The following is a 26,109-nucleotide window of genomic DNA, read 5'->3' as shown; positions in this document are numbered from 1 at the left end:
ACACACTGGGGTTCATTAGGAGTTTCACGATGGAAATGCTGAAGTTTGGTAAATTTGCTGCGCTGGCTCTGGCCATGGCTGTAGCTGTAGGTTGCTCGTCCAAAGGCGGCGACAACGCCGGTGAAGGTGCTGTTGATCCAAACGCTGGTTACGGCGCAAACACTGGTGCAGTTGACGGCTCCCTGAGCGAAGAAGCTGCTCTGCGCGCAATCACCACCTTCTACTTCGAATACGACAGCTCGGACCTGAAGCCAGAAGCCATGCGCGCTCTGGACGTTCACGCCAAGGACCTGAAAGCCAACGGCAACCGCGTTACCCTGGAAGGCAACACCGACGAACGTGGTACTCGTGAGTACAACATGGCTCTGGGCGAGCGTCGTGCGAAAGCCGTTCAGCGCTACCTGGTACTGCAAGGTGTTTCCCCAGCTCAGCTGGAACTGGTTTCCTACGGCGAAGAGCGTCCAGTTGCTACCGGCAACGACGAGCAGTCCTGGGCTCAAAACCGTCGCGTCGAACTGCGTAAGTAATTCGTCATGCGAACGTGCCGTCGTGCTGTAACTGTTCTGGCTCTCAGCCTCGCGCCGCTTGCGGCGTGGGCTGCGGTTCCTGTGGTCGATAACGATTCCGGCTATAACAATAGCGGGAGCAGTTATCCGCCTGCGGGTTACGGTACGAACGGCGCCTATGCCGGGGGAGGGGTTTCGGCCCCTGTCTCGGCACAGGGCGAGCTGTTCAACCAACTGCAGCAAATGCAGGATCAGATATCACGCCAGCAAGGCGCGATTGAAGTGCTGCAAAACGAAGTATCGCGCATGAAGCAGGAAAACCTGGAACGTTACCAGGATCTTGATCGGCGCATAGGAACCGGTGTTGCACCTGCCGCGACTCCTGAGAATTCTCCAGCCGGTGGCGACTTGAATGCCCCCGGTGCAGCTGCAGGCGCGGGGGCAACCGCTCCAGCACCTGCCGCCGGCGGTGAGCCGGCTGATCCGGCGAAGGAAAAGCTCTATTACGACGCTGCCTTCGACCTGATCAAGGCCAAGGATTTCGACAAGGCCAGCCAGGCCTTCGGCGCTTTCCTGCGCAAATACCCCAACAGCCAATACGCGGGCAACGCCCAGTACTGGCTGGGTGAAGTGAACCTGGCAAAGGGTGACCTGCAAGGCGCCGGACAGGCGTTCGCCAAGGTCTCCCAGTTGTACCCAAAGCATGCCAAGGTCCCGGATTCGCTATACAAGCTTGCTGATGTTGAGCGTCGCCTCGGCCATACCGACAAGGTCAAGGGGATCCTGCAACAGGTGGTGGCCCAGTACCCGGGCACATCCGCCGCTCAGTTGGCTCAGCGTGACTTGCAGCGGATGTAGACCTGCCAGCTTTTGAAGAAACCCGCGCCTGTCGCGGGTTTTTTCGTTAGAATTCACGCCCTTTTCATGAAACACGCTTTTTGGGGCCCGCGCGTTGGCGGGGTTCCTTGAAGTGCCTGACGGAGGCGGACGGCCTGTTTAGCTGTTACGCCCGTGGCGACTATGCAAGACACATTGAGAATCACCGAAGTTTTTTACTCGTTGCAGGGTGAAACGCGAACGGCCGGGCTGCCCACTGTATTCGTGCGGCTCACCGGTTGTCCGTTGCGCTGCCAATACTGCGACAGTGCCTACGCTTTCAGCGGCGGCACTCTGCGAACCCTCGACGATATCCTTGAGCAAGTGGCCGGTTATCGTCCGCGCTATGTCTGCGTTACGGGCGGCGAGCCGCTGGCGCAACCCAATGCCATTCCCTTGATCAAACGGCTGTGTGATGCCGGTTACGAGGTCTCGCTGGAAACCAGCGGCGCTTTGGATATCTCGGCGGTCGATACGCGGGTCAGTCGCGTCCTGGACCTGAAAACCCCAGGCTCCAAGGAGGCGCATCGCAACCGTTACGAAAACATCGAGCTGCTGACACGCAACGATCAGGTCAAGTTCGTGATCTGCTCGCGTGAGGATTACGACTGGGCTGTGTCCAAGCTCATTCAGTACGGGCTCGACCAGCGAGCGGGGGAGGTATTGTTTTCCCCCAGCCATCACGACTTGAACGCTCGCGATCTGGCGGATTGGGTAGTGGCAGATAACCTGCCGGTGCGCCTGCAATTGCAGCTGCATAAATATCTTTGGAACGACGAGCCGGGGCGCTGATATGACAGAGCAATCGAACACAGTGGAAAAACGTGCGGTCATCCTGTTGTCCGGCGGCCTGGATTCGGCAACGGTCGTGGCGATGGCCCGCGCCGAAGGCTACCGTTGCTATACCATGAGCTTCGACTACGGTCAGCGGCATCGTGCTGAACTGCTAGCCGCCGAGCGGGTAGCCCGTGATCTGGGCGTGGTGGAACACAAGGTGATCGGCCTGAACCTCAACGGCATTGGCGGCTCGGCGTTGACCGACAGTTCTATCGATGTCCCTGAAGCCCCGAGCGAAGGCATACCGGTGACGTACGTACCTGCACGCAACACGGTATTCCTGTCGCTGGCGTTGGGTTGGGCTGAAGTGCTGGGGGCGCGGGACATTTTCATCGGCGTCAACGCGGTGGATTATTCCGGATACCCGGATTGCCGCCCGGAATTCGTCGAGGCTTTTGAGCGCATGGCCAACCTGGCGACCAAAGCCGGTGTGGAAGGCCAGGGCTTTCGCATCCAGGCGCCACTGCAAAATCTGAGCAAGGCGCAAATTGTCCAGGCAGGTGTGAAGCTGGGCGTGGATTATGGACTGACCGTTTCCTGCTATCAGGCGGACGATCAGGGCCGTGCCTGTGGTAAATGCGACAGCTGCCGCTTGCGCGCCGAAGGCTTCGCAGCGGCGGGCGTGAGCGATCCAACCCCTTATTTTTGATTTTTTTCAAATTAGGTGTTGAATAGTCCTTAGAAATCAGTATTATACGCGCCACCACGAAGCGGGTCGTTAGCTCAGTTGGTAGAGCAGTTGGCTTTTAACCAATTGGTCGTAGGTTCGAATCCTACACGACCCACCATATTCAGCAGTTTTAAAAGTCTGGAAGGCCCACGAAAGTGAGGATTTCCGGATTTTTTTTTGCCTGTAGAAAACTCACTGGCCCGGAGCCGCGAGACGAACCGCGGCTCCGGGCTGGAATCAGAGCAGGCCATCCTCTGCGCAGATTTTCACGATCTGCTCGCGAAACCAGACGTTGGCGCTGTCCTGGCCTGGTTTCTCGCTCCACATCATATCCAGCGTGAAATTCGGCAAGCCGGTCGGTGCCTTGCGATGGCTGAACCTGTCTTCGTCGCAGGTCAGGGCCTGGATGCGTCGGGGCAGGGTCAGTACGAATTCGGTCCCGGTGATCATGTTCAACGCCGCCACATAGCTGTTGGCCCGAGCGACGATCTGTCGGCTATAGCCCTGTCGGGCGAGCCAGCCATCGATCATGTTGGTGTCGGAGGTCCAGGGCGTCGGAAAGACGTGTTGGCAAGCGACGAACGCTTCCAGGCTGAACGCCTCCTGCGGGAAGTCAAAATTCTTATCGATCACGCAGACCAGTTCATCTTCCAGTAATACTTGCGAGCGCAGCCCCTTGGCACCGCGATGAAAGTTGGGGCCGAAACAAACGACCAGATCGAAACGACCATCCATTAGTTCCTCGGCGGGAATATCTTTATGGAATTTCGTTATATTGATAATTATGGGAAAGTGGCTGCCAATAAAACGCTTGACCAGTTTGGGTAGAATCAATAACTCGAAGTATTCCGGCGCACAAATATTGAAAGTTATTTCATTCTGCATGGGGTCGAAGGTTTGCAGGCCTGAGTGGCAGGTATTTATCGTCTGCAGAATCTTGACGATATGGCTGTACATGGCATTGGCTTTGTTTGTTGGCCGCATGCCACTACGGGTATTAATGAACAACTCATCTTCGAAGCTGGTACGCAGCTTCTTCAGGCAGTAACTCACGGTGGACTGGCTGACACACAGGGCTTCGGAGACTTCGGTAACGCTGCTCTGCTCATACACCGCGACGAACACCATCAAGTCCTGCATGTCCAGCTTTCTAAGCAAATTGCTATTGAGCATAAGGTCCTTCTCGACACAATCCATGGGCTAGCGTGCTTTGTTTTTATGACAAAGGCATTTATTTATATATTAGCGGAAGCAATTTATTTTTTAAATGGCTTGTAGGAATTTTCTTAAATATGCTCGCCTCGCTTTTTTTAGAAATCCTGCACAAGGACGGAGGAGGACGAAATGCAAATACGTGTCGCTGAAACTCAAACACCGTTATGGGTGCAAGCCACTGAAGTAGTAAAAGAGAAGTTTCGAAGTTCTTATTCGGCATCCGTTGAACCGAACCCACAATACTTTGCGGTCACTCAGGATCAGGCTGATCGCATTCTTGCATGTGCCGGTATTACGTTTGCGGACCACCGCATTCTGTTTTCCGAGCAATACCTGACACAACCGATCGATGAAATCCTGTCCGAGCGTTTCGAAAAAACGATCGAGCGTTCGAATATTGTCGAGATCGGTAACCTGATTTCCCATCACCTTACGGCAGGAATGATTCTCGTTAATATGATTCCGCTGTTGTCCTGGTGCATGGGTGGGCATTACCTGTTGTGCACGGTTACGCCCCGCGTTCGGCAAATGATGGAAAGTTGCCAGATCGATTTCGAGCCGTTGCTGACCGCAGATCCCAACCGTCTGGCCGACGACGGCGGCAAGAACTGGGGAACCTATTATTCCAAGCTGCCGGTGACCGGTTTCATCCGGGTCGATCCGAAGCGTTCCCGTTTCGCGGCCATGACCCTCAATACCTCGTTCACTCAACTGCCCAGCGATTCCCTGGCGAGGGCGCAACCATGAGTGGCGGATTCATCGATCAATTGAAGCAGGCGTTGCACAGCGATCCCCAGGCCATTTGCGCGGTCGACTGGACGTCGGCCACCGAACGGGTGGAACTGACCTATGGCGAGCTGGAGCACCGGGCGCTGAACCTGGCGGCTGAGCTGCAACTGCGCTTCGCCAGCCCGGCCCATGGCGACCACGTGGTATTGGGGATCGCGACCCGTAACAGCAGCGATTGGCTGGTAGCCGACCTGGCCTGTCTGTTCGCCGGGATCACCGCGCTGCCGCTGCCCCTGGCGTTCAGTCAATCCCAGGCTGAACACCTGGCCGAGCGCTGTGACGGCTTTCTGGTGGACGCTGCCGGGCAGCGGACATTGGCGCAACGCTGGAAGCTGAATTTTCCCGACAGCCGCCTGCGGCGCCTGAACGAGCCGGTGATCGAGCAGCCATTGCTGCATGCGCCGGAGGGTGATCGCGACTGGATCTGCAAGATCATTCATACGTCGGGCACCACCAGCCGGCCTAAAGGCGTGCGCTTGAGCACCCAGGCTGTCGGTGCGGTACTGGCGTCGCTGCGCGAGCGCATGCCGGTCGGTGCCCATCGTCGTTACCTATCGCTGGTGCCGCTGAGTCTGCTGCTTGAACAGGTCACCGCCGCCTACCTGCCGCTGCTGGCCGGTGGAACCGTGCATTTCCTGCCCCCGAGCGAAGCATTGCTCGGCGAACCCGGCGCTTCGCCACAACGTCTGGTCGACTGGATCCTGCAAGTCCAGCCAACGGCCCTGACGGTGCCGCCGGTCATGGTCAATCGTTTCCTCGAGCAACTGAACGACGGCGGCGAGCCGGGCGAGCGGCTGGGGCGTTACCTCAAGTCCGGTGCACATATCACCTGCGGTGGCGCGGCGGTGAGCATCGATGCACTGCGCGACCTGGCCGAGCAGGGTATCGAGGTGTACCAGGGCTATGGGCTGTCCGAGAACGCTTCGGTGGTCAGTGTGAACACCCGCGAACAGCAGCGCCTGGGCAGCGTCGGCAAGCCGCTTCCCCATGTCCAGGTGCGCATCGGCGCCGACCAGACCATCGAGGTCAAGAGCAGCTCGCTGTTCAGCGGTTATTCGGGGACCGACCCCAGCGCATGCTCCATGTCTGGCGACGGCTGGATGGACACCGGTGACCTGGGGATGCTCGACGAAGACGGCTATCTCTATGTACACGGACGCAAGAAGAACGTGATCTGCCTGCCCAACGGCCGCAACGTCAGCCCTGAACAGGTCGAGCTGGAGTACCGCAAATACCCGGGCGTGCACGATGCCGCAGTGTTTTTCGACGAGCAGCACGGTCTGGTGGCGTTGTTGTGCGTCGAGTCGGCACCGCCCAGCGATGAGCTGGTGGCCTGGTCGAGCGGGCGCTTTTCCGATATCGAGCGGCCGAACCGGCTCTGGTTGTTGACCAAGGACGATCCGCTGATCGAGCAGCTCTACACCGTTACCGGCCGGCCGAAACGCGCCGATATCGCCACTGTTTTTTCCACTCTGCAAGGGAACGCATCCAATGAGCACACCTGCCTTTCACTTTGAAAACCCGGACGTCTCCATCGTCGACGCCCATCACTTCGCCAGCCTGGGCAAGGCTGAGCTGTACGAGCTGCTGGGGCACTACGGTGTCGTGCTGTTTCGCAACTGCATCCACAGCGCCGAGGACTTCAGCGCCTACGTCAAGCGCAACAGCTCCCGTTTGAGCCTGGATCCGGCCCGGGTCATGGTTGGCGGTGCGGCACAGTTGGTGGATGCCGGGCGCCAGGCTGTAGGGCTGCACTGCGAAAATGGCAACTCGCCGTTCTGGCCGGACATGACCTGGTTCTATTGCCAGGAAGCGCCGCGCAAGGGCTCGCAAACCACGATATGCGACGGTGAGAAGGTACTGGCGAAACTGTCCCCGGCCTGCCGCAGCTTTTTCGAAGAAAACCCGATTCGCTACAGCCGCACCGTGGCGGGGGAAAAGTGGCGCCGTCTGGTCTGCCATTACTCGCCGACCTTGTCGGACCCGGCGGCCGTGGTCATCGATGATCTGCTGCAGATCATCGGCGATGATCCGCAAACCCTGATTTCCTTCAACCCCTCCGACGATTCGATCCACTACGCCTTCAGCACCTCGGCGATCCTCACTTCCGCCTTCAGCCAGCGCCCGGCCTTTGCCAACAGCATCCTGGGACCGTCGTTCAATTACGAAGCGCCGGTGATCGACACGGTGAGCGGGCAGGCGATTCCAGCCCAGTTCCTGGCCGAGATCGCCGAAGTATCGGCCCAGTACACCGTTGCGGTGGGCTGGCGCGACCATGACGTGGTGATGATCGATAACCGTCGGGTCATGCACGGCCGTGAAACCATCGTCGACGACCGTCGGCGCATTTTCAACGCCCTGAGCTATCGCTGAGAGGTCCCATGAAAAACGATAACTATATTCTTGGCGGGCAGTACGAGACCTACCTGGATGGCGAGGGCCGGCAGATCATCGACCTGACCGGCGGGTTCGGTTTCCAGGTGCCGGCGGTGATCGAGGCGGTGACTGGTCAGGCGCAGGTCATGGGCCTGTCCAATCGGGTGCTGATGTCCGAACCGCTGATTGCCTTGTGCCGCCGCCTGGCGGAGTTGCTGCCGGAGCCGTTGGTCAGTTCCTATGTGTGCAGCTCCGGTGACGAAGCCTTCGAAGGCGCTCTGAAGCTGTGCAAGGGCCTCAAGCCCAAGGGCAACACCATCGTGTTCGTCCAGGGCGGCGATTACGGCTCGCTGACTTACGGGCGTTGCCTCAATGCCACGCAGGGCGATCTGCCGGCGCAGGGTTTCCTGGGCTTCAAGCGGGTGGCCATTCGTCACCTTGCCGATCTGGACACGGTGGATTGGAGCGATTGCTTCGCGGTATGCCACAGCAACACCCGTCTCGATGCGAACGGTCGACTGCAGATGCTCGAGCCGGCGCTGGTCGAGCGCTTGCACGCCCGCGCGGCGCAGGCAACGGTACCGGTCATCGCCGTCGATACCCAGAGCTGCCTTGGCAGCCTGGGTACGCTGTTCGGTTTCCAGCGCTATCGCGCCGTGCCGGACATCGTCGTGCTAGGCGGTGCCCTGGGCGGCAGTGCGATCCCCATCGGCACCTATACCTGCAGCGAGCGCATGGCCTGGCAGGTCTACGGCCGCAGCAGCCCAGCCAAGCACGGCAGCACCACGGCCGGTAACCCAATGGCCTGCGTTGCGGCCCTGACCGCACTCGACTACGTGCAAAGCCACGACTCGCCCCGCCAATGCCAGGAGAACGGTCAGCGACTGGCACAGACCCTGGCGTCATTCGGTGCCGTGGCCGAAGGCGCCTGGGTCAGCCTGCCGCTGACCGACGACCTGCAACCGAGCGCGGTGTGCGAGGCGCTCTATGAAAAAGGCGTCTATGTCAGCGTTCCTCGCGGTCGCGAGTTGATCCTGCGTTGCCCGATCACCGCTCGTCCCGAACATATCCAACGTGCCGCAAACATCATCAAGGAGACGCTGAGCCATGTCCTTACTCAGGCCGCATGAACAACTGCTGGACGATTGCCAGCGGCACTGGAGCGCATCGGCAGCCAAGCTGTATCGCCTGGGCAAGACCACGGTCGAACAGGAAACCGATGGCATCCATGTCACCGACCACAACGGCAAGCGCTTCATCGACTGCGCATGCAGCTATGGGGTGTTCATCGTCGGGCACCGCAACCCGATGGTGCGCGAGCAGGTGCAGGCGCAGTTGAACCAACTGGCCTGGGTGCCGGAAGGCCGGCGCCATCCGCTGCAGGACAAATTGTCCGAGCGCCTGTGCCAGTTGGTGCCGGGGGAGTGGGGCGACGTGCAGTACATGGTGTCCGGCGCCGAAGCGGTGGAACAGAGCCTGCGCTATGCGATGCGGATCCAGCCGCATCGGCGCGGGATCGTGGTGATGAGTGGCTCCTACCACGGCAAGACGCTGGCGGCGATGAGCATTCTCGGCCAGCGCCAGAACCACAGCAGCTATGGCATCGACTCCCCGGAGGTCACCTGCGTGCCCTATGGCGATTTCGCCGCCCTGCAAAAAGCCGTGGGCGAGGGCGTGTGCGCCGTGTACGTCGAGCCGATCCTGGGCGGCGCACACCTGCAGGTACCTCCGGTGGGCTATATGGCCAACCTGCGGGCCTTGTGCGATGCCACCGGCACCCTGCTGGTGGCGGATGAAATCCAGACCGGTTTCGGTCGCTGCGGCAAATGGTTCGCCGTGCAGTATGACGACGTGGTGCCTGACATCATGATCCTCTCCAAGGGCCTGACCGGCGGCTACACCTCTTTCGCCTGTGCCATGTACAGCCAGCGCCTGGCCACTCAGTACCCGCTCAGCGAGATCGAGCCCGATACGCGTACCAATGGCGGGCACCCGGTGGCATGCGCTTCGGCGCTCGCGGCCATCGATTACATTGAACAGCACAACCTGGTGGAGCAGTCGCGGGTCAACGGCGGCTTGCTGCGTCATGGCCTGCAGCGCCTGGCGCTGCGTTATCCGCACATCGTCGAGGACGTGCCGGGTGTGGGCCTGATGACTGGCCTGCGTCTGCGCGGCTCGGTCTATGAAGCCCTGATGAGCATGGAACTGGGCAAGCGCGGTATTCATGCCGGGCATTCGATGAACGAGAAGGCCGAGCGCCCGGTGTTGCGCTTCTATCCGCCGCTGAACATTTCCTCCGACGCATTGCGTCATGTCCTGACGATGGTCGAAGAAGCCCTGGCCGCCATTGACCGACGCCCGGCGCTGGCGGTCAAGGCGTTCTCCCTGGTGGTGCGCAACATGTATCAGTTGCCCAACAAGTGGCTGCGCAGCAAGGAGGCGTCGTGAGCATGTTCAACCCCGATACGCTGACCTTGAGGGAAATGGCCGGCCTGCTGCGACGGGGCGTGCTGACCAGCGTCACGTTGCTGGAGTTCTACCTGCAGCGCATCGCCGAGCGTAACCGGCAGATCAATGCATTGATCCAGCTGGCTCCGGTGGAGGAACTGCGCCGCCAGGCGCGGGAGGCTGACGAAATGGCCCGCGTCGGGCAGATCAGCGGCCCGCTGCACGGCATTCCCATCACCATCAAGGATGTCCTTCATGTCCGCGGGTTCAAGATGTCCCGCGGGCTGGAGGAACTGCTGGGCGAGCCCAGCCAGCAGGACGCGACGGCCGTGGCCCGGCTTCGGCAGGCCGGCGCGATCATCCTGGGCATCAGCAACGTGCCCGAGCTGTGCATGGCCTTCGAAACCGAGAACCTGATCTATGGCCGCACCCTCAACCCCCACGACCTGCAACGCTCCGCCGGCGGCAGCAGTGGAGGGGAGGCGGCAGCCATCGCCGCCGGCTGCTCGCCGGCCGGCCTGGCATCCGATGCCTGTGGCAGTGTGCGCATTCCGGCCCATTTCAATGGCATCTGCGGCCTGAAGCTGACCCAGGGCCGGGTGCCGCTGACCGGCCAGTTCCCCAACGACCGCTCCGGGCTGTTCCACATGACTTCGGCCTTTGGCGTGATGGGGCGTTATGTGGATGACCTTGCCCTGCTCGGGCCGTTGATCAGCGGCGCCGACGGACATGATCCGGACACCGTCGATGTACCGTTCGCCGAAAGCGAGCCGCTGGCCAGCCTGCGCGTCGCGTTGTTCTCGGAGTCCAGCCGGACCCCGGTCAGCGCGGCGGTAAGCCAGGTGCTGCGACAGGTCGAGCGGTGCCTGGGCACGGTGGTGGCGCAAGTGAGCCCGGTGGCTCCGCCGATGCTCGAGGAGGCCTGCGATGTGCTGTGGCGGGTGTTCATCACCGGCGCCGACGCCGGGCGCGGCTGGCGGCAATTGTTCGACTCGATGAGCAAGCGTCGCTTCACACCGGCCATCGCCCAGTTGCTGGGCATGAGCGAAACCGTGGAACTGACCGTGGATGAAGTCAAGCGCGACTGGATCGCGATCGACACGTTCCGCTATCAGCTGGCGAAGTTCTTCAAGCAGCATGACCTGTTCATCTGCCCGGTATTCCCGGACGTCGCGTTCCGGCATGGGGAGTCCCTGCAGGACCGCGATCGCTACGCCTTCGTCTTCCCGTTCAGCCTCAGCGGTTCGCCGGCGGTGGTGATCCGCGCCGGCACCGATCCCGTCACCGCAATGCCCATCGGCATCCAGATCGTCGGGCCCCACTGGCAGGAAGAGCGGTTGTTGGCGGTCGCGGCTTTCCTTGAACGGGAGCTGGAGCGCTGGAGCCCGGTTTCACCTACAGGCTCGGTATGATCGTACCGGCCTGGGACGATTTCAGGCCGTAACGGTTCTCGTGTTACGGCTTGAAATCACCAGCGCCAGCATCCCCGCACCCACCAGCGCAGCGCCGATGATCTCCAGGGCCATCGGTTGCTGCCTGAACCAGAACCAGTTGAGCAGCGTCACGAACAGCGTGTTGAGGTACACGTAGGAAATCACCGTTGACGGTGCGATCACCCCGATGGCCCGGTGCAACAGCCAGAACGTGGCGAGAGTGCCGAACAGCGCCAGGTAGACCAGCCAGCCAATATCCAGCGTCGACAGTTGCAAGCCGCTGCGCCAGCCGCCACTGAACAGGCAGAACACCAAGAGAAACAGCGAGCCGAACAGCATGTTCCAGAACGTCATCGCCACCGGATCCCGCCCTTGCAGTGCATTGGCCTTGAACCGCTGGCTGAGGGGCGAGTACAACGCCATCGCCAGGCAACCGGCACCAAAGACCAGCACCGGGTAGAGCGCGGGCATCTGCCCCGGCGCGGACCCCTTGAGTGTCAGCAACACCGCCCCGGCCGCCGCGATCAGCATGGGTAGCAAACGGCTCTTGAGGCTCGGGCTGGGTAACAGGAAAACTTCGAAGAACAACGTCATCAACGGCACCAGCGTGTACAACGTCGCCGTGTTGACCGCTGAGGTATAACGCAATGCCTCGAAGAGCGAACCGAAGTAGGTCGCCAGTAGCAGGCCGAGCACGGCATGGGCCAGCAATCCCCTGGCGGTGATGGGCGAGGTGTTTTTCAACAACAGCGGCGGCAGGAACATCAGGGCGGAAAACAGCAGCCGCAGGCCGGTAAGCAGAATCGGATCGATGGTCTGGCTGACCTGGGCCGCCGCGAAGAAGGACGAGGCGATCAGCATCGCCCAAATGAGCATGCCCCAGTGAGCGGCCGCAAAACCGACGTTTTTCATCAAGGTCTTATTCCTGTGTGTGCGTACTGGAATGTCATGATGGGCAAGTCCGTCGGCCGGTCATGGGTAAGGTTCGACAAAGACAGGGCCGCATTCATTGCGGCCCTTGTTCGTTGAGACGAGAGGAATCGGCCGCCTAGCTGATATGCCGCGCGTACTGCTTGGGATTGAAGCGCAACACCATCAGGATCATCAGTGCCATCACCGCGGTGAGCGACCACCAGGCCCATTCGAAGCTGCCCAGCTGATCCCGGATCATCCCGGCGATCAGCGGTGAAAGCCCGGCGATCAGATAGCCGATGCCTTGCACGAAGGCCGTCAGGCCGCCGGCCCGGCGCGGATTGTCCAGATGGTCGAGGGAGACGATCAGGCTCATCGGGAACAGGCCGCCGATACCCAGCCCCAACAGGCAAGGCCACAGCAGGCTGAAGCGTTCCGGGCTGAGGATCAGGCCACAGAAACCCGCCATGATCAGGGCCAGCAGGACGGCCAGCACCAGGCGCTTATCCTGGCTGCGGTTGGCGATGGCCGGGGTGACGAGGCCCGACAGGACTTCCATCGCCGTGAGGAACCCCAGTAACAGGCCGGCATGCTGCTCGCTCCAGCCTTTTTCCACGTAGTAAGGCGCCAGCCAGGCCAGCACACAGGTGTAGGAGGCGGTGCCCAAACCGAAGAAAATCGCCAGCAACCAGGCCCGGCCGTTGCTGAAAAACGACTCCTGGTTGCGGCTCGGTGCTTCGGGCAATGGAGTCACGGACGAGCGCTGGGCATACCAGCAGCCCAGGGCCACCAGCGCCAGGATCGCCCAGATGGCCAGGCCGATGCGCCAGCTACCGGTCTGCGACAGGACGAAGGGTGAAAATGACGCCGCAAGTGCCGCCCCGCCCATGATCGAGGTGACGTACAGCCCCATGAACAGCGAGACATTGTCGCTGTAGCGTGACTTGATCAGGGCCGGCATCACCGCCTGGATCAGGGCGATCCCCAACCCGGCCACCACGGCGCTGACGATCAGTTCGACGGCGCTGTCCAGGTACAGGCGCGACGCGGTGGCCAGGCCGATGATCAACAACGACAGTACGATCGTGCGGTGTTCGCCGATGCGCAGGGCAATGCGCATGCCCAGGAACATCGCCAGGCCCATGGCCATGACCGGCAACATGGTCAGCAGCGAGGCGGCGCTGAAACTCAACGGTACCTCGCCGCGAATGGCTGACAACAATGGCCCGACCGCGGCCATCGAGGGTCGCAGGTTCAGGGCTACCAATACCACGCTGACCATCAGCCAGACGGCGTGAGTACTTGAAGTTCGAACGTTTTCCATAACAGAGCCTTGACTGAGCAAAGCATCATTAGGGCTGGGGAGCGGCGGCGGGGGCAAACTGAAAACTGGCGGGCGGTATCGAAAAATTAGATGCGTCCGAAGGTGGGGCTGAGTACGGGGGCCAGCGCTGCTGACGCATCGCCGGCCTCTGATCGGCCTGGGCTCTGTACGAAAAGCCTTGATATTCGTTCAGGCTGCGTTGAAAACAGCCTCGGCATGCTCATGCGCGCCAGTACACTGCGCTTGCTCGGCTGATTTCGCCTTGCCCGACCTTCGAATCAAGACTTTTCATACAGAGCCTAGGCGTCTATTCCCGGGCTCAGCGTGCCCAGCCAGGCGACCAGCCCCAGGATGATCACTGCCACCGATAACTCCAGGGCCATGCTGCGCCTCAGGGCATTCACCGCCACACGATGCTCGCCGGTTTGCCTGGCCTGCTCCAGCAGTGGGCTCAGATGAAAGCGGTTCAGCGCGGCGAATGTCAGCATGGCCATGAACAGGCCGAGCTTGAGCGCCATCAACTGGCCATAGAGGCTGTCCGGAAGGATATCCAGCGTCGGGCCTACGATGAACAGGTAATTCACCGCACCGGTCATGCTGATGACCAGCACGATCACGGCCCCGGCGGTTTCGAAGCCGGTGAGCGTTCGAGCCAGCACCGACAGCCGATGTTCGGCCTGGCGCAGCAGCAGGACGAACGCGGCCAAGGCGCCGACCCAGGCCCCGGCGGCCCAGAGATGCAGGAAGTCGGTGATCAGATGCCAGGTCCGTCGTTCACCTTCATCCATGGCCCCATGACCGGCCCAGGCCAGTGTCGCAACGGCAGCACCCGCGGCCAGTGTGACCAGCCACAGGCTGGCGGTCGGCCAGCGCTTGCTTTGCGTCGCGGCGACAGTGGCCAGTATCAGCGCCAGGACCCGCAGGCTCCAGCTCGTGCCCACGTCAGTCTCCAGCACCATCATTTCGACATGCGGGCGCAGCTCCGCCCAGTCCGAAACGCCGCTCATGCTCCAGGCCATGCATAACATGCCGGCCATGGAAAGCAACACGCCCACCAGTGCCGTCGTCGCCAGGAGCCCCGCGAAAGGCAACACCTCGCCAGACCTGCGCTCCCGGCCCCGCAGGCCATAAAGGCCGAATGCCGCGAGCCCGAATAACAGCATCAGGTCCAGATACAGGGCCAGGCGCAGAGCGATGTTGATCAGTTCGAGATTGATCGAGTCGCTCAAGATCACTTCACCTTGAATGTGACGTTGCCGGTGATCGGGTGAGTGTCGGACGACACGGCGCGCCATTGGACCTGGTAGGTGCCCGCCGTGAGCGGGGTGTTCGGGGTGATGACCATCGTCTTGGGATCATCGCTGCCAGATACCTTGGCCGGCATCGCCATCGGCGAATGGGCCGACATGCCGGGCATCTCGGTCATCAACAGCTTGGCGCCGGAGAACTTCGTCATCAGGTTTTCGGAAAAATGCAGTTCGATTTTCGCTGGCGCCGGCCCCTGCGCGCCATCGGCGGGGTTGGAGGACAGCAGCTTGGGATGGGCCTGGGCCAGGCCGCTGCCCAACAGGCCAGCGGACAATGCGACGGTGATGACAGCGGTTTTGATCAATGACATGCAAGGACTCCTACAACGGTTTTTTCTGGTTTTTTGGGGGATCGAATGAGGTCAACCGATCAGAACCACAGGCGCACACCCAGGACCAGGCGCGCTTCGCTGCGGTCGTCGCCTTCTTCCCGGGCGTAGTCCGCGGTGTTGCCGTAGGCGCGGTTCCAGGTGACGCCGATGTAGGGGGCGAATTCGCGGCGGATCTCATAGCGCAGCCGCAGCCCCAGTTCGGTGTTCGACAAGCCTGAGCCTACCGCGCGGGCCGGATCGTCCTTGCCATGGAAGTTGGCTTCGGCGGTAGGCTGCAGGATCAGGCGGTTGGTCAACAGAATGTCGTAGTCGCCTTCCAGGCGTAGCCCGCTCTGGCCGTTTTCGCCGAGGTATGCCGTGGCCTGGGTTTCGAAGTTGTACAGTGCCATGCCCTGTAGGCCCAGGGCGGCCCAGGTCTGCGGCTCGCCCGGCTTGAAGTCCTGGCGCACGCCCGCCACCACGTCCCACCAGGGGCTGATGGCATGGCCCCAGAGGGCCTGGAGCTCGGCTTCCTCGGTCTTGCCATTGGTGCGTTCGCCTTCGGAGCGCAGCCACAACCGGTCGATATCGCCGCCGATCCAGCCGGAGGCGTCCCAGCTCACGGCGCTGCCCTCGTCGGCGTCCTGCCATTCCAGCTGGTTGACCAGGAAGAACGAGTTGAGTGCACTGTCATGCACCGCATGACCGCCGTGATCTTCATAGACCGCCGCACGGTCGGCCGCGCTCGGTTCGGGGATCGGCGTACGGCTGGTGGTGGGCGAATCCATCGACTGCATGCCCTGCATCGAATCCATGCCCTGCATCTGGCTGTGATCCATGCCTTGCATGTCGTGGCTCGCCGCCCAGGCGGGCGTGGCGATGCCCTGTGCCAGGCTGGCCATGAACATCATCGACACAAGGGGGTAATGAATGTGGGTGGTCATGATTCGGCTCCTCATTCCTGTACCCGGATTTCACGGAACATGCCCATTTCCATGTGAAAGAGCAGGTGGCAGTGATACGCCCAGCGTCCGAGGGCATCGGCGGTGACCCGATAACTGCGCCTGGAGCCCGGTGGCACGTCGAGGGTGTGTTTACGCACCATGAACTGGCCGTCTTCATCCTCCAGGTCGCTCCACATGCCATGCAGGTGGATGGGGTGAGTCATCATGGTGTCGTTGACCAGTACGATGCGCAGTCGCTCGCCGTACTTGAACAGCAACGGCGCCGCGTCCGAGAACTTCACGCCGTTGAACGACCAGACGAATTTCTCCATGTGGCCGGTCAGGTGCAATTCGATGGTGCGGCCCGGTTCGCGACCGTCCGGATCGGGGAAGGTACTGCGAAGGTCCGCATAGGTCAGTACCCTGCGGCCGTTGTTGCGCAGGCCCATGCCGGGGTCGTCGAGCTTGGGCTTGACGCTCATGGCCTGCATGTCCACCAGCGGGTTGTCTTTTTCCGACGCAGGATGGGTGGGCATATCGCCCATGCCTGGCATGGCGCCGTGATCCATCATGGGCATTTCACTGTGATCCATGCCTTGCATGGAGCCGTGGTCCATTGCTGGCATCTGGCTGTGATCCATGCCTTGCATCGATCCATGGTCCATGGCGCCCATGTCGCCCATGCTGCCATGATCCATGCCGCCCATGCCCATGTCGTCCATGGTGACCAGCGGCCGAGGGTCCAGCGGCGGCACCGGGGCCGCGAGTCCGGGTCGGGCCGCCAGGGTGCCACGGGCATACCCGGTGCGGTCCATCGATTGGGCGAATAGCGTATAGGCCTGTTCGGTCGGCTCGATGATGACGTCATAGGTCTCGGCCACGGCAATCCGGAATTCGTCGACTTGCACCGGGTTGACGTACTGGCCGTCGGAAGCGACCACCGTCATTTTCAGGCCAGGGATGCGTACGTCGAAGTAGGTCATGGACGAACCATTGATCAAGCGCAGGCGAATCCGCTCGCCGGGCTTGAACAGACCGGTCCAGTTCATGTCCGGCGCCTGGCCGTTCATCAGGTAGGTGTAGGTGGCGCCACTGACGTCCGCCAGGTCGGTGGGGTTCATTTTCATTTCAGCCCACATCTTGCGATCGGCCACGGTGGCGCCCCAGCCTTTGCTGGCGACATCGTCGATAAAGTCGCCCACGGTGCGTTTGTTGTAGTTGTAATAGTCCGACTGCTTCTTGAGCTTGCGAATGACGTCGGCGGGGTCTTCATCGGTCCAGTCGCTGAGCATTACCACGTAGTCGCGCTCGTACTGGAAGGGCTCGGGTTCCCGGGCATCGATGACCAGCGGGCCATAGACCCCGGACTGTTCCTGGAAGCCGGAATGACTGTGGTACCAGTAGGTGCCGTTCTGACGGACCTTGAATTGGTAGACGTACTGGCCGTCGGGTTCGATGCCCTTGAAGCTCAACCCTGGAACACCGTCCATGTTGGCCGGCAGGATGATGCCGTGCCAGTGAATGGATGTGGTGTCCTTCAAGTGGTTGCGTACCCGCAGGGTCACGGTGTCGCCTTCGCGCCAGCGCAGCAGCGGGCCGGGGATGCCGCCGTTGATGGTCTGGGCGGTACGAGGGTGGCCGGTGAAATTGACCGGGCTTTCGCCAATGAACAGGTCGAATTCGGTGCCGCTCAGTACATTGGGTTGGTCAGGGCCGGTCAGTGCCCAGACAGGCGCGCGCCACAGGCCCAGGCCACCGAGGATGCCGCCAGCGGTCAAGCCCTTTACGAAGGTTCGTCGGGAGGTGTTCGTTTGCATCGATAAATGTCCGTCCGTCGATTCGCAACGTGCCCGGGGAGCATTTCCCCGTGCAGATCTGAAGGCAACGATGACACAGGCGAGCGGGGCGAGTGATTACATTTCAGTCAGGTTGACGCGGCCCTCGTTCGCCTGCGGCAGGGCGTCGAGGACGCGCCGGAGCGTACCGGCCGGACGTCGATCAGAATGATCTTTTGCATCGACCGGATATTCTGTAGCCTTGCCGGCTTCACGCTGTCCCGTGCCTGATTGATACCCACTTTCCCGGCGGTACCCGAGTGGTCCGGAGCCGGGTGTATACTCGACTTTCGCGCGAACGCGCTTGCAGGTCTTGCGAACATGACGCAAATTTCCGAACGCCTTCTAGTCCAGGCCCATCTCGATGCCAAACAGCCCAAGCCGCTGAGCGCCGAGCAAGAGGCCTGGTACCGCGCCGCCATCGCCGCCGAGCTCAAGGCTCAGGACGCGGTGCTGGTTGCCCACTTCTACTGCGACCCGATCATCCAGGCCCTGGCCGAGGAGACCGGGGGCTGCGTATCCGACTCCCTGGAAATGGCCCGCTTCGGCAACGCCCACCCGGCCAAGACTGTGGTGGTGGCCGGAGTCAAGTTCATGGGGGAAACCGCCAAGATCCTCAACCCCGAAAAACGCGTATTGATGCCGACGCTGGAGGCCACCTGTTCCCTGGACCTGGGCTGCCCGGTGGAGGAATTCTCGGCGTTCTGCGACCAGCACCCGGAGCGTACCGTGGTGGTGTATGCCAACACCTCGGCGGCGGTCAAGGCGCGTGCCGACTGGGTCGTGACTTCCAGCTGTGCCCTGGAAATCGTCGAGAGCCTGATGGACAACGGCGAGACGATCATCTGGGGGCCGGACAAGCACCTGGGGACCTATATCCAGCGCAAGACCGGCGCCGATATGCTGCTCTGGGACGGGGCCTGCATCGTCCACGAGGAATTCAAGTCCAAGCAACTGGAGGACATGAAGGCCCTTTATCCGGACGCCGCGATCCTGGTGCATCCGGAGTCGCCGACTTCGGTCATCGAGTTGGCGGACGCCGTGGGCTCCACCAGCCAGTTGATCGCGGCGGCCCAGAGCCTGCCGAACAAGACACTGATCGTCGCGACCGACCGGGGTATCTTCTACAAGATGCAGCAGTTGTGCCCGGACAAGGTCTTCATCGAGGCCCCTACCGCCGGGAACGGCGCGGCCTGCCGCAGTTGTGCGCATTGCCCATGGATGGCGATGAACACCCTGGAGCGTACCCTCAAGAGCCTGCAGGAAGGCACCAACGAGATCTTCGTCGACCCGGCGTTGATCCCCCAGGCCATTCGCCCGCTCAAGCGCATGCTGGATTTCACCCAGGCAGCGCGGATGAAACTGGCGGGGAATGCTTGAGGCACTGAAGAGTATTTTGAGACTTGCGAGGTTTTTTGTGGCGAGGGGAGTTACCCCTGTAGGGCTGCGAAGCAGCCCTACAGCCTGACACCACGGCGTATCAGGATGAACAAATTGGGCCGCTTCGCGACCCAGCGGGGATAAATCCCCTTGCCGCAATGTATTTCAATCCGCTGACACGGTGTTTTTTTACTTCGTCTTCTTGGGAATCCGCACCAATTGCGTATCCGAGTAGATGTCATGCCAGCTGCGCTTGTGCTTGTCGAACAACGACCAGATGAAGCCCAGCCCCACCAGCAACAACGAAGCAATCGACACCACGAACCGCAGCAATGCCTGCCACAGGCTGATGGCTGTGCCATCGGCGTTCTGTACTCGGATGCCCCAGACCTGCATGCCCAGGGTCTGGCCGTTATGGGTCCAGAATTTGGCGAAGAAGCCGAACAGCGCGAACAGCAGCACGGTGGACAGCAGCGGGTCGCCGTCCAGCGCGCCGGCCTCGGTAAGGGCGCGCATTTTTTCTTCGCCGATGATGCTCATCTGGATCATCTTGTAGATGCCGCTGGTGACGATCAGCAGGGCCGTGCACAACAGGAAGTCATAGAACATCGCGGCCAGGCGACGACCCAGGCCGACGGGAGGGAAGTCACCCTGAGGGGTGAGCAGGTGTTTCGACATGACGGCCTCGAACCGAAAAAGAAGCCATTCTACGGATTTACGTCCATAAAAAAGCCCCTGATATCAATCAGGGGCTTTTTGGTTTGCGAAAGCCTCAGGCCTCGGCAATAACCTCGTCAGCTTGCATGCCTTTCTGGCCTTGCACGGCAACGAAGGTGACCTTCTGGCCTTCTTTCAGGCTCTTGAAGCCGTTGCCCTGGATGGCGCGGAAATGTACGAACAGATCCGGACCGCTCTCAGGAGTGATAAAACCAAAACCCTTTTCGTCGTTGAACCACTTGACGGTACCGCTCTGACGCTGAGACATTTTCTTATTTCCTTTGACGCTAAATTAATGACAGCCTCTTTCACATGAAAGAGTACTGGGGCTGGGTTGCAGGAAAGTAAGAGACGTCGAACGGGATGTAGCGAACTTCATAGGCTACTGCCCAGGTCACGATTCCAAGCGACCCATGCAAACACAGTGACCAAACTCTACGCCAACTACCGACAAAAAAACAACCCCCTCTCAAAGGCACGGATTTCCTGAGTCTTGCGCTATTTGCGCGCTTCGCCAGCCTGGGCTTAGTCGATAGTCTGGTTCAATTGTTTGTCGCTGTTATAACGCTTGCCCAGTAAGTAATAAATGCACCTTTTTATGGCGGTTGCGTTACACATTAGTGCACGGATAACGCAACCGCGTTACTTATAGAAACAGTCAATCAGCCACGGTAGTAGCGTTGTGGAACGAATGGCATTTTGCTTACAAGCAAAGGCACCTTTTTACCGCGCACGATGGCCCAGACCGGCGTGTCCAGTGCGACATAGGCGCTGTCCAGATAACCCATTGCCAACGGACCACCCAGGGTAGGGCCGAAACCGCCGCTGCAGACGGTACCGATGATCTCGCCGGCCTCGTTGACGATCTCCGCGCCTTCGCGCACCGGTGTGCGTTCCTGGGGCAACAGGCCGACACGTTTGCGGCTTACGCCATTGCGTTGCTGGGCGAACACGGTGTCAGCGCCCGGGAAGCCTCCCGCGCGAGCGCCATCGGCACGCCGGACCTTGGAAATGGCCCAGAGCAGGCTGGCCTCTACCGGTGTGGTCTGGGTGTCCATGTCATGGCCATAGAGGCACAGACCAGCTTCCAGGCGCAGGGAGTCGCGGGCACCGAGGCCGATGGCGGCCACTTCCGGTTCGGCCAGCAGGGCGCGGGCCAGTTTTTCCGATTCGGCGGCGGGTACGGAGATCTCAAACCCGTCCTCGCCGGTGTAGCCCGAACGGCTGACAAAGCACTCCACGCCCAGCAGCGTGACACGCTGGAACTGCATGAAGGTCATCTTTGCCACTTCCGGCGCCAGGCGGGCGAGCACGGTTACGGCGGCTGGGCCTTGCAGGGCGAGCAGGGCACGGGCTTCGAACAGCGGTTCGATGCTGCACTGGTCGCCGATGTGGGCACGCAGGTGGGCCAGGTCCTGGTCCTTGCAGGCGGCATTGACCACCAGGAACAGTTCGTCGTTGCCCAGGTTGGCGACCATCAGGTCGTCGAGGATGCCGCCGTTCTCGTTGGTGAACATGGCATAGCGCTGCATGCCCACCGGCAGGTCGACGATGTCCACCGGCACCAGGGTTTCCAGGGCCTGGGCGGCACCCGCGCCGGTCAGGCGGATCTGGCCCATGTGGGACACGTCGAACAACCCGGCCTGGTCTCGGGTGTGCTGGTGTTCCTTCATCACGCCCAGTGGGTACTGCACCGGCATGTCGTAGCCGGCGAACGGCACCATGCGGGCGCCGAGTTCGAGGTGCAGGGCATGCAGCGGGGTTTTCAACAGTGGTTCGGTGGACATATCGGCTCCTGGAAAAAATGAAGAGGGGCGCGCAACACGCATCAGCATTCGATGATGTTGACCGCCAGACCGCCGCGGGCGGTCTCCTTGTATTTGCTTTTCATGTCGGCGCCGGTCTGGCGCATGGTGCGGATGACTTTATCGAGAGAGACGAAGTGATGGCCGTCGCCGCGCATCGCCATGCGTACGGCGTTGATGGCTTTCACCGAGCCCATGGCGTTGCGCTCGATGCAGGGCACCTGCACCAGGCCTCCGATGGGGTCGCAAGTCAGCCCGAGGTTGTGTTCCATGCCGATTTCGGCGGCATTCTCCACTTGCTGTACGGTACCGCCCAGCACTTCGCACAGGGCGCCGGCCGCCATGGAGCAGGCCACGCCGACTTCACCCTGGCAGCCGACCTCGGCACCGGAGATGGACGCGTTCTCCTTGTAGAGGATGCCGATGGCGGCTGCAGTCAACAGGAACCGCACCACGCCATCCTCGTTGGCCCCGGGAATGAAGCGCATGTAGTAATGCAGCACGGCCGGGATGATCCCTGCCGCCCCGTTGGTCGGGGCGGTGACGACGCGTCCGCCATAGGCGTTCTCCTCGTTGACCGCCAGGGCATAGAGGTTGACCCAGTCCAGCACCGACAGCGGGTCGCGCAGGGCGGCTTCGGGGTTCTTGCACAACTGGCGGTGCAACGCCGCGGCCCGGCGCTTGACCTTCAGCCCCCCCGGCAGGATCCCTTCGTTGCGGCACCCGGCCGCCACGCAATCCTGCATCACCTGCCAGATCTTCAGCAGACCGGCGCGGGTCTCGGCTTCGGGGCGCCAGGCGCTTTCGTTGGTCAGCATCACCTGGCTGATGGACAGGCCATAGGTGCTGCAATGGCCCAGCAGGTCCTTCGCGCTCTTGAACGCAAACGTCAGTGGCGTGGCATCTTCGACGATACGGTCGGCGCCGGCGGCGTCCTCGTCCACGACGAAACCACCCCCCACCGAGTAATATTCGCGGCTGCGCACTTGCAGGCCCGCGGCATCGAAGGCGCGGAAGATCATGCCGTTGGGGTGGTACGCCAAGGGCTTGCGAATCATCGCCAGATGCAGTTTTTCATTGAAATCGATGGGGTGCTGGCCCAGCAGGTTCAAGCGCCCGTTGCTGCGGATCTCCTGCAGACGGGCAGTCACGGTTTCGGTATCCACCGTATCCGGATGTTCACCCTCCAGGCCCAGCAGCACGGCCTTGTCGCTGCCGTGGCCCTTGCCGGTGGCACCGAGGGATCCGTACAGCTCCACCTTGACGCTGGTGATGGTCTCGAGCAGGTCATCACGGCGCAACCCCTCGACGAAACGGGCAGCGGCACGCATCGGGCCGACCGTATGGGAACTGGAAGGGCCGATACCGATCTTGAACAGGTCGAACACGCTTAACGACATGGTGTTTCTCCGGTTTCTTTTTATGAGGATCGACGGTTATGAATGGGGGCACAGGCTCCTTTGTGAAAGCGAGCAAGCTCGCTCCCACAAAGCAGATGTGGTTTCCTTGAGAAAGTGACCTTCCACAAGGTTCGCGGTGTTCTCGAGAGGGGCGAGCAAACCCGCCCCCCAGGTCAAGCGTAGCTTTCGATCGACGGGCAGGCGCAAACCAGGTTGCGGTCGCCGAAGACGTTGTCGACCCGGCCTACCGGCGGCCAGTATTTGCCTTCGATCAACGAGGCCACCGGGTAGACCGCCTGTTCGCGGCTGTAGGGGTGGGTCCATTCGCCGACCAGCTCCGCCGCGGTGTGCGGGGCGTTCTTCAGCGGGTTGTCGTCCTTGTCCAGGCTGCCGTTTTCCACCGCGCGGATTTCTTCGCGGATGCAGATCATGGCGTCGCAGAAGCGGTCCAGTTCTTCCTTGGATTCGCTTTCGGTCGGCTCGATCATCAAGGTGCCGGCCACCGGGAAGGACATGGTCGGGGCGTGGAAACCGAAGTCGATCAGGCGCTTGGCCACGTCATCGACACTGATGCCGCTGCTGTCCTTGAGCGGACGCAGGTCAAGGATGCATTCGTGGGCCACCAGGCCGTTGCTGCCGGAGTAGAGCACCGGGTAATGCTCTTCCAGGCGACGAGCGATGTAGTTGGCGTTGAGGATCGCCAGTTGCGACGCGCGCTTGAGGCCGGCGCCACCCATCATGCGGATGTACATCCAGGTGATCGGCAGGATGCTCGCGCTGCCGAACGGCGCCGCGCACACCGCGCCTTCCTTGCGCTCCATGTTGGCATGGCCCGGCAGGAACGGTGCCAGGTGCGACTTGACGCCGATCGGGCCGACGCCCGGGCCGCCACCGCCGTGAGGGATGCAGAAGGTCTTGTGCAGGTTCAGGTGCGACACGTCGCCGCCGAACTTGCCCGGGGCGCAGAGGCCGACCATGGCGTTCATGTTGGCGCCATCGATGTATACCTGGCCGCCGTTGTCATGGATGATCCCGCAGATTTCGCGGATGCCTTCTTCGAACACACCGTGGGTGGACGGGTAGGTGATCATCAGCGCGGCGAGGTGTTCGCGGTGCTCGATGGCCTTGGCCCGCAGGTCTTCAATGTCGACGTTGCCGCGGGCATCGCAGGCGGTGACCACGACGCGCATGCCGGCCATGTTGGCGGTGGCCGGGTTGGTGCCGTGGGCCGAGGATGGGATCAGGCAGATGTCGCGACGTTCTTCGCCGCGGCTCTGGTGATAGGCACGGATCGCCAGCAGGCCGGCGTATTCACCCTGGGAACCGGCGTTGGGTTGCAGCGACACGGCGTCGTAGCCGGTGGCGGCGCAGAGCATGGCTTCCAGTTCGGACGTCAGCTGCTGGTAGCCGGCGCTCTGCTCGGCCGGGGCGAACGGATGCAGGGCGCCGAACTCGGCCCAGGTCACCGGGATCATCTCGCTGGCGGCGTTGAGCTTCATGGTGCAGGAACCCAACGGGATCATGGTGCGATCCAGGGCCAGGTCCTTGTCGGCGAGCTTGCGCAGGTAACGCATCAGCTCGGTTTCGGAATGGTAGCGGTTGAACACCGGGTGGCTGAGGATTGCCGATTGGCGCACCAGCTCGGCCGGGATACGGCTTTGCACGGTGGCGGCCAGGGCCGCGAAGTCCGGCAGGGCCTTGCCGTCGGCCAGCAGGCTCCACAGCGCTTCGACATCAGCCTGGCTGGTGGTCTCGTCCAGGGACAGACCCAGGCGCTGCGCGTCCACCACGCGCAGGTTGATGCGTTGGGCGCGGGCCTTGTCGTGCAGGGCGGCGGTCTGTGCGCCGGTGTGCAGGGTCAGGGTGTCGAAGAAGCTCTCTTGCTCCACGCTCAAGCCCAGCGCGCCCAGGCCCTTGGCGAGGATCGCGGTGAGGTGATGGATGCGGTTGGCGATTTGCGTCAGGCCCTTGGGGCCGTGGTAAACGGCGTACATGCTGGCGATGTTGGCCAGCAGGACCTGGGCGGTGCAGATGTTGCTGGTGGCTTTTTCGCGGCGGATATGTTGCTCGCGGGTCTGCATGGCCAGGCGCAGGGCCGGCTTGCCGAAACGGTCCACGGAAACGCCTACCAGGCGGCCCGGCATGTCGCGCTTGAAGGCATCCTTGGTGGAGAAGTAGGCCGCGTGCGGGCCGCCGAAGCCCAGCGGCACGCCGAAGCGCTGGGCGCTGCCGATGGCCACGTCGGCGCCGAACTCGCCCGGGGCGGCCAGCAGGGTCAGGGCCAGCAGGTCGGCCGCAACCGCCACCAGGGCATTGGCGGCGTGGAAGCGTTCGGTCAGTTCGCGGTAGTCGAACAGGTCACCGTTGCTGGCCGGGTATTGCAGCAGCGCACCGAAGAACGGGCTGACGTCGGTCAGTTCGTGCTCATCGCCTACCACCACGTCGATGCCCAGGGGCTCGGCACGGGTACGCAGCACGTCGAGGGTCTGCGGGTGGCAATGGCGCGAGGCGAAGAAAGCGTTGCTGCCCTTGTTCTTGCTCAGGCGCTTGCAGAAAGTCATGGCCTCGGCGGCGGCGGTGGCTTCGTCCAGCAGGGAGGCGTTGGCGATAGGCAGGCCGGTGAGGTCGCTGATCAGGGTCTGGAAGTTCAGCAGCGCTTCGAGACGGCCTTGGGAAATTTCCGGCTGGTATGGGGTGTAGGCGGTGTACCAGGCGGGGTTTTCCAGCAGGTTGCGCAGGATCGGCGCCGGCGTGTGGCAGTTGTAGTAGCCCTGGCCGATGTAGGTCTTGAACAACTGATTCTTGCCGGCAATGGCCTTGATCGAAGCCAGTGCCTCGGCTTCGCTCTGGCCGTCGCCCATGTCCAGCACGCTGGTGCCCTTGATGCTTTCAGGGATGACACTGGCGCTCAGGGCTTCCAGGGAGTCGTAGCCCAGGCGCTCGAGCATGGCTTTTTCGTCGCTGGCTCGCGGGCCGATGTGGCGAGCGATGAATTCGTTGGCGGTGCCCAGATGGATGGTCATG

23 protein-coding genes and 1 tRNA gene are annotated in these 26,109 nt (G+C 61.7%); 12 read left to right on the top strand and 12 right to left on the bottom strand.

What is annotated here, in order from left to right:
- Nucleotides 1–29 precede the first annotated feature (29 nt).
- The 5 genes from pal to AC1M7R_RS05240 all read left to right on the top strand — a co-directional run bounded on the left by pal (nt 30) and on the right by AC1M7R_RS05240 (nt 3,007).
- Nucleotides 30–527, top strand: coding sequence for a peptidoglycan-associated lipoprotein Pal (gene pal, locus AC1M7R_RS05260; protein ID WP_072395117.1), 498 nt, complete (start codon nt 30–32; stop codon nt 525–527).
- A 6-nt stretch (nt 528–533) separates the two neighbouring features.
- Entirely contained in the window at nt 534–1,364 is an 831-nt protein-coding gene (gene ybgF, locus AC1M7R_RS05255) for a tol-pal system protein YbgF (protein WP_072395116.1), read from the top strand.
- A 162-nt stretch (nt 1,365–1,526) separates the two neighbouring features.
- Nucleotides 1,527–2,174 carry a 7-carboxy-7-deazaguanine synthase QueE gene (gene queE, locus AC1M7R_RS05250; protein ID WP_072395115.1) on the top strand — a complete coding sequence of 216 codons (648 nt, stop codon included), beginning with the start codon at nt 1,527–1,529 and terminating at the stop codon, nt 2,172–2,174.
- Nucleotide 2,175: 1 nt separating this feature from the next.
- The gene (queC, locus tag AC1M7R_RS05245; protein WP_072431879.1) at nt 2,176–2,868 is read left to right on the top strand and encodes a 7-cyano-7-deazaguanine synthase QueC; all 693 of its coding nucleotides are present in this window, start codon (nt 2,176–2,178) and stop codon (nt 2,866–2,868) included.
- A 63-nt stretch (nt 2,869–2,931) separates the two neighbouring features.
- A tRNA-Lys gene (locus AC1M7R_RS05240) sits at nt 2,932–3,007 on the top strand.
- A 119-nt stretch (nt 3,008–3,126) separates the two neighbouring features.
- Here the strand turns inward: AC1M7R_RS05240 and AC1M7R_RS05235 are convergent.
- Nucleotides 3,127–4,062, bottom strand: coding sequence for a LysR family transcriptional regulator (locus tag AC1M7R_RS05235; RefSeq protein WP_072431878.1), 936 nt, complete (start codon nt 4,060–4,062; stop codon nt 3,127–3,129).
- A gap of 171 nt (nt 4,063–4,233) precedes the next feature.
- Between AC1M7R_RS05235 and AC1M7R_RS05230 the strand changes: the two genes are divergently transcribed.
- The 6 genes from AC1M7R_RS05230 to AC1M7R_RS05205 are packed head-to-tail and all read left to right on the top strand — an operon-like array spanning nt 4,234 to nt 11,129.
- A complete protein-coding gene (locus tag AC1M7R_RS05230; RefSeq protein ID WP_072395101.1) occupies nt 4,234–4,851 on the top strand; it encodes a thermostable hemolysin in 618 nt (205 codons plus the stop codon).
- Complete coding sequence (locus tag AC1M7R_RS05225) at nt 4,848–6,410, top strand: AMP-binding protein (RefSeq protein WP_072395099.1); 1,563 nt, start codon at nt 4,848–4,850, stop codon at nt 6,408–6,410. Before AC1M7R_RS05230 ends, AC1M7R_RS05225 begins: the two co-directional genes overlap by 4 nt.
- A complete protein-coding gene (locus AC1M7R_RS05220) occupies nt 6,385–7,266 on the top strand; it encodes a TauD/TfdA family dioxygenase (protein ID WP_072395097.1) in 882 nt (293 codons plus the stop codon). Before AC1M7R_RS05225 ends, AC1M7R_RS05220 begins: the two co-directional genes overlap by 26 nt.
- Before the next feature lie 8 nt (nt 7,267–7,274).
- Complete coding sequence (locus AC1M7R_RS05215) at nt 7,275–8,399, top strand: aminotransferase class III-fold pyridoxal phosphate-dependent enzyme (protein ID WP_490610275.1); 1,125 nt, start codon at nt 7,275–7,277, stop codon at nt 8,397–8,399.
- The gene (locus AC1M7R_RS05210) at nt 8,377–9,717 is read left to right on the top strand and encodes an aspartate aminotransferase family protein (RefSeq protein WP_072395093.1); all 1,341 of its coding nucleotides are present in this window, start codon (nt 8,377–8,379) and stop codon (nt 9,715–9,717) included. The genes AC1M7R_RS05215 and AC1M7R_RS05210 overlap by 23 nt, the downstream gene beginning before the upstream one ends.
- Before the next feature lie 2 nt (nt 9,718–9,719).
- A complete protein-coding gene (locus tag AC1M7R_RS05205; RefSeq protein WP_490610474.1) occupies nt 9,720–11,129 on the top strand; it encodes an amidase in 1,410 nt (469 codons plus the stop codon).
- Between the two features lie 21 nt (nt 11,130–11,150).
- On the opposite strand, the gene AC1M7R_RS05200 is transcribed toward AC1M7R_RS05205, so the two are convergent.
- From AC1M7R_RS05200 to AC1M7R_RS05175, 6 genes are all read right to left on the bottom strand, one after another.
- The gene (locus tag AC1M7R_RS05200; protein ID WP_072395089.1) at nt 11,151–12,062 is read right to left on the bottom strand and encodes a DMT family transporter; all 912 of its coding nucleotides are present in this window, start codon (nt 12,060–12,062) and stop codon (nt 11,151–11,153) included.
- A gap of 136 nt (nt 12,063–12,198) precedes the next feature.
- Nucleotides 12,199–13,386, bottom strand: a complete 1,188-nt coding sequence (locus AC1M7R_RS05195; RefSeq protein ID WP_072431875.1) for a cyanate transporter — start codon at nt 13,384–13,386, stop codon at nt 12,199–12,201.
- A 299-nt stretch (nt 13,387–13,685) separates the two neighbouring features.
- Nucleotides 13,686–14,615 carry a copper homeostasis membrane protein CopD gene (copD, locus tag AC1M7R_RS05190; RefSeq protein ID WP_072431874.1) on the bottom strand — a complete coding sequence of 310 codons (930 nt, stop codon included), beginning with the start codon at nt 14,613–14,615 and terminating at the stop codon, nt 13,686–13,688.
- Between the two features lie 2 nt (nt 14,616–14,617).
- Entirely contained in the window at nt 14,618–15,004 is a 387-nt protein-coding gene (gene copC, locus AC1M7R_RS05185; protein WP_072395083.1) for a copper homeostasis periplasmic binding protein CopC, read from the bottom strand.
- A 59-nt stretch (nt 15,005–15,063) separates the two neighbouring features.
- The gene (locus tag AC1M7R_RS05180) at nt 15,064–15,915 is read right to left on the bottom strand and encodes a copper resistance protein B (RefSeq protein WP_371128598.1); all 852 of its coding nucleotides are present in this window, start codon (nt 15,913–15,915) and stop codon (nt 15,064–15,066) included.
- A 44-nt stretch (nt 15,916–15,959) separates the two neighbouring features.
- Nucleotides 15,960–17,765, bottom strand: a complete 1,806-nt coding sequence (locus AC1M7R_RS05175; RefSeq protein WP_490610274.1) for a copper resistance system multicopper oxidase — start codon at nt 17,763–17,765, stop codon at nt 15,960–15,962.
- 339 nt (nt 17,766–18,104) lie between these two features.
- Between AC1M7R_RS05175 and nadA the strand changes: the two genes are divergently transcribed.
- Nucleotides 18,105–19,163, top strand: coding sequence for a quinolinate synthase NadA (gene nadA / locus AC1M7R_RS05170; protein ID WP_072431872.1), 1,059 nt, complete (start codon nt 18,105–18,107; stop codon nt 19,161–19,163).
- A gap of 189 nt (nt 19,164–19,352) precedes the next feature.
- Here nadA and AC1M7R_RS05165 read toward each other — a convergent pair whose 3' ends face one another.
- The 5 genes from AC1M7R_RS05165 to gcvP form a co-directional block, all read right to left on the bottom strand.
- On the bottom strand, nt 19,353–19,841 hold the full coding sequence (locus tag AC1M7R_RS05165; RefSeq protein WP_072395075.1) for an RDD family protein: 489 nt from the start codon (nt 19,839–19,841) through the stop codon (nt 19,353–19,355).
- Nucleotides 19,842–19,935: 94 nt separating this feature from the next.
- Nucleotides 19,936–20,148 (bottom strand): cold-shock protein, encoded by a 213-nt coding sequence (locus tag AC1M7R_RS05160; RefSeq protein ID WP_011335634.1) that lies wholly within the window; start codon nt 20,146–20,148, stop codon nt 19,936–19,938.
- A gap of 394 nt (nt 20,149–20,542) precedes the next feature.
- Nucleotides 20,543–21,667, bottom strand: coding sequence for a glycine cleavage system aminomethyltransferase GcvT (gene gcvT / locus AC1M7R_RS05155; RefSeq protein ID WP_072395073.1), 1,125 nt, complete (start codon nt 21,665–21,667; stop codon nt 20,543–20,545).
- A 41-nt stretch (nt 21,668–21,708) separates the two neighbouring features.
- Nucleotides 21,709–23,085 (bottom strand): L-serine ammonia-lyase, encoded by a 1,377-nt coding sequence (locus AC1M7R_RS05150; protein WP_072395071.1) that lies wholly within the window; start codon nt 23,083–23,085, stop codon nt 21,709–21,711.
- A 173-nt stretch (nt 23,086–23,258) separates the two neighbouring features.
- Nucleotides 23,259–26,108: an aminomethyl-transferring glycine dehydrogenase gene (gcvP, locus tag AC1M7R_RS05145; RefSeq protein ID WP_072395069.1), complete on the bottom strand. Its 2,850-nt coding sequence runs from the start codon at nt 26,106–26,108 to the stop codon at nt 23,259–23,261.
- Between the last annotated feature and the right edge of the window lies 1 nt (nt 26,109).

Source organism: Pseudomonas sp. MS01C9 (assembly GCF_058202755.1).
This window is presented reverse-complemented; position numbering and strand designations above follow the sequence as displayed.